The sequence below is a fragment of the Streptomyces sp. rh34 genome, assembly GCF_002551245.1.
GTDB lineage: Bacteria > Actinomycetota > Actinomycetes > Streptomycetales > Streptomycetaceae > Streptomyces.
In genome coordinates this window covers 1-3,988 of the sequence record NZ_NTGZ01000410.1, presented here as the reverse complement: position 1 = coordinate 3,988, position 3,988 = coordinate 1, and the positions used below count along the sequence as shown (strand labels likewise).

The 3,988-nt window shown below is 73.7% G+C and carries 3 protein-coding genes and 1 pseudogene; 2 read left to right on the top strand and 2 right to left on the bottom strand.

Annotation, left to right across the window (positions count from 1 at the left end):
- Together CR470_RS36305 and CR470_RS36300 are read left to right on the top strand one after the other, a co-directional pair.
- Positions 1–1,233: aldehyde dehydrogenase family protein (locus CR470_RS36305; RefSeq protein ID WP_097871886.1), on the top strand; the 1,233-nt coding region annotated here is incomplete at its 5' end.
- A gap of 78 nt (positions 1,234–1,311) precedes the next feature.
- Positions 1,312–2,394, top strand: coding sequence for a Zn-dependent alcohol dehydrogenase (locus tag CR470_RS36300; RefSeq protein WP_097871883.1), 1,083 nt, complete (start codon positions 1,312–1,314; stop codon positions 2,392–2,394).
- Positions 2,395–2,512: 118 nt separating this feature from the next.
- Here CR470_RS36300 and CR470_RS36295 read toward each other — a convergent pair whose 3' ends face one another.
- Positions 2,513–3,496 (bottom strand): DMT family transporter, encoded by a 984-nt coding sequence (locus CR470_RS36295; protein ID WP_097871881.1) that lies wholly within the window; start codon positions 3,494–3,496, stop codon positions 2,513–2,515.
- A gap of 172 nt (positions 3,497–3,668) precedes the next feature.
- A pseudogene (locus tag CR470_RS36290) lies at positions 3,669–3,988 on the bottom strand (TetR/AcrR family transcriptional regulator C-terminal domain-containing protein); the annotation flags it as partial.

The window sequence follows — 3,988 nt, the reverse complement described above, 5'->3', positions numbered from 1 at the left end:
TTCCCCGCCTGGGCCGCGACCCCGCCGGCCGAGCGTGCCGCCCGGCTCAGCGCGCTGGCCGACGCACTGACCGCCCGCAAGGACGAACTGGCCGAGACCATCACGGCCGAGCTGGGCTCACCGCTGCCGCTGTCGCGGATGGTCCACGCGGGCGTGCCCGTGCTGGTGGCCGCCTCGTTCGCCGAACTGGCCGCCCGCCACGCCTTCGAGGAGCGGATCGGCAACTCCACCGTGCTGCTGGAGCCGGTCGGCGTGGTCGGCGCGATCACCCCCTGGAACTACCCGCTCCACCAGATCGTCGCCAAGGTCGCCCCCGCCCTCGCCGCCGGCTGCACCGTCGTCCTCAAGCCCGCCGAGGACACCCCGCTCACCGCCCAGCTCTTCGCGGAAGCCACCGAGGCGGCCGGTCTCCCGCCCGGCGTCTTCAACCTCGTCACCGGCCTCGGACCGGTCGCGGGCCAGGCGCTCGCCGCCCACGAGGACGTCGACCTGGTCTCGTTCACCGGCTCCACCGCTGTGGGCAGGCAGATCGGCGCCACCGCCGGGGCCGCCGTCAAGCGGGTCGCCCTGGAGCTGGGCGGCAAGTCCGCCAACGTGATCCTGCCCGGCGCGGACCTCGCCAGGGCGGTCAACGTCGGCATCGCCAACGTGATGACCAACTCCGGCCAGACGTGCAGCGCCTGGACCCGGATGCTGGTGGACGCCGAGCGGTACGAGGAGGCCGTGGAGCTCGCGGCGAACGCCGTCACCAAGTACGTACCGGGGGAGCGGGTCGGCCCCCTCGTCAACGCCAAGCAGCAGGCCCGGGTGCTCGGTTACATCGCGAAGGGCGTCGAGGAGGGCGCACGGCTGGTCGCGGGCGGCCCGGACGCGCCCCTGGAGACCGGCTACTACGTCAATCCCACCGTCTTCGCCGACGTCACCCCGGACATGACGATCGCCCGCGAGGAGATCTTCGGCCCGGTGGTCTCGATCCTGCGGTACGAGGACGTGGACGACGCCCTGCGGATCGCCAACGACACCGTGTACGGGCTCGCCGGCGCCGTGTGGGCCGCCGACGACGAGGAGGCGGTGGCCTTCGCCCGCCGGATGGACACCGGGCAGGTCGACATCAACGGCGGCCGGTTCAACCCGCTGGCCCCGTTCGGCGGTTACAAGCAGTCGGGCGTGGGCCGCGAGCTGGGGCCGCACGGTCTGGCGGAGTACCTCCAGACCAAGTCGCTCCAGTTCTGAAGCCGTTCGCGCCCGCCGCGCCTGCCGTCCGGGCACCCGCCCAGCCATCCGTCCGAAGAACCCAAGAGGAGCCTGTTCGTGGTCCGCGCCGCCGTACTGCCCGCCGTCGGAGCTCCGCTGGAGATCACCGACATCGTCCTGCCGGAGCCCGGCCCCGGCCAGGTGCGTATCGCGCTCGCCGCCGCCGGGGTCTGCCACTCCGACCTGTCCCTGTCCAACGGCACCATGCGCGTCCCGGTGCCCGCCGTCCTCGGCCACGAGGGCGCGGGTACGGTCCTGGCGGTCGGCGAGGGTGTCACACAGGTGGCCCCCGGCGACGGAGTGGTCCTCAACTGGGCCCCCTCCTGCGGGGCCTGCTTCCACTGCGGGATCGGCGAGGTGTGGCTCTGCGCCGACGCCCTGAAGGGGACCGCCAATCTCCACGCCCGTACGGCGGACGGCACCGACCTCCACCCCGGCCTCAACGTCGCGGCCTTCGCGGAGGAGACCGTCGTCGCCGCGAACTGCGTGCTCCCCGCCCCCGACGGCATCCCGCTCACCGACGCCGCACTCCTCGGCTGCGCGGTCCTGACCGGCTACGGGGCGATCCACCACAGCGCCCGGGTCCGCGAGGGCGAGAGCGTCGTCGTCTTCGGGATCGGCGGCGTCGGCCTCGCCGTGCTCCAGGCCGCCCGGATCGCGGGCGCTTCCCGGATCATCGCGGTCGACGTCTCCCCGGCCAAGGAGGAGCTGGCCCGGCAGGCCGGGGCGACCGACTACCTCGTCGCCTCCGCCACCACCCCGCGTGAGATCCGCAAACTGACCGGCGGCCGGGGCACGGACGTCGCCGTCGAGTGCGTCGGACGGCCCGTGACCATCCGGGCCGCCTGGGAATCCACCCGGCGCGGCGGGCGCACCACGGTCGTCGGGATCGGCGGCAAGGACCAGGACGTCACCTTCAACGCCCTGGAGATCTTCCACTGGGGCCGGTCCCTGACGGGCTGCGTCTACGGCAACAGCGACCCCGCCCGCGACCTGCCCGTCCTCGCCGGCCACATCCGCGCGGGCCGCTTCGACCTGTCGATGATGGTCACCGAGCACATTGCCCTGGACGGCATCCCCGCAGCCTTCGACAACATGATCGCGGGCAGGGGCGGCCGGGCCCTGGTCGTGTTCCCGTGACCCGTCAGAAGTCCGTGGTCCGGTGACGTCGACGTCACCGGACCCAGCAGCCGGGCGCCGGGGCACGAACTAGAGGTACCCGTCCCGGGGAGGGGGCGGAGGGCTAGCCCCGGCCCCGCTACGTCCGTTCCGCTCGCCGCTCCTCCTCGTGACGGGATCCCGCCACCGGCCCGACCGGCTTTCCGCGCGCGGGCCCGGTCCGCTGACGGCTCCGGGAGACCGCCACCCCGGCCAGGCACAGAACGCCGCCGACGACGCCGAGGAGGGTCGGCACCTCGTCCAGGAGCACCCAGGCCATGCCCACGACGAGCGCCGGAACCGCGTACGTGGTCGCGCCCATCCGGCCCGCGGTGGTCCGGGCCAGCGCGTAGCCCCAGGTGGTGAAGGCCAGCGCCGTCGGGAAGACGCCCAGGTAGACCATGTTCAGGGTGGCGGACAGCGGTGCGTCGGCGGCCTCGGAGACCAGGACTCCGGTGAACGGCAGGCAGGCCACGGCCCCGATCAGACAGCCGAAGGTGTTGATCTGGAGCGAGGAACCGTGCGCGAGGGCCGGCTTCTGGCTCACCACGCCCAGCGCGTACACCACCGCGGCCAGCAGGCACAGTGCCACGCCCAGCACGGACGAGCCGCCGTGCCCGGACATCGCGAGGCCGACGACGACCGCGCCCGAGAACGAGATGCCCATCCCCAGCAGCAGGCGGCGCGGCAGCCCCTCGCCGAGCATGCGGGCGCCCAGCAGCGCCATCAGGATCGGCCCGATGTTCACCAGCATCGCCGCGGTCCCGGCGTCGACCTCCTGCTCGCCCCAGTTGAGCGCCACCATGTAGAGCCCGAACCACAGCACGCCCGAGGTGATGATCCCCCGCCAGGCGCCCCGCCCCGGCAGCCCCTCCCGGCGGACGAGCAGGATCGCCCCGAGCACCAGCGCGCCGGTCGCCAGCCGCCCGAGGGCCAGCGCGCCGGGGGAGTAGGTCTCGCCCGCACTGCGGATCGAGACGAAGGCCGAGGCCCACAGCACGACGGTGGTGGAGGCGGCGGCGGTGGCGCGCCAGCGGTGGGCCGGCGGGGAGACCGGAAGAGGGGCGGGGGTCGTCGTCGTCATGGCCACGACCGTAGGGCCGGAACGCTGCAACCCCCACCGAATTGTCGAGGACCGTCAATCGGCGGGCCGGTGCCGGCTCCGCCCTCTCTCCGAGGACGGTGTCGCCCGCCCCGGCCCACGGGCCGTATGGAGCCGGACGGGCTGCGCGGAACGGCCCATGGGCAGGCGTGGGTCAGCGACGGTTCGGTGTCGGCCGAATCGTTCCCGTGGGCCGCGCGTACTGCTCGTACTGGATCGCCAGGCCGTCCAGCAGGGCCCGCAGCCCGGTCTCGAAGGCCCCTTCGTCGACCTGGTGGCGGTGGTCGGCCAGCAGGTGGGCCTGGCCGAGGTGCGGGTAGTCGGCGGGGTCGTAGGCGGTCTCGTCGTCGACGAAGCCCCCGGCGAAGGAGCCCAGCGCGGAACCGGTGATGAAGTAGCGCATCAGGGCCCCGATCCGGGTGGCCTGCGCGGGCGGCCAGCCCGCGCCGGTCATCGCCCCGAACACCGCGTCGG

Excerpts from the sequence above, each read along its gene's own strand:
- CR470_RS36295 (WP_097871881.1), bottom strand. The coding sequence starts at position 3,496 with ATGACGACGACGACCCCCGCCCCTCTTCCGGTCTCCCCGCCGGCCCAC.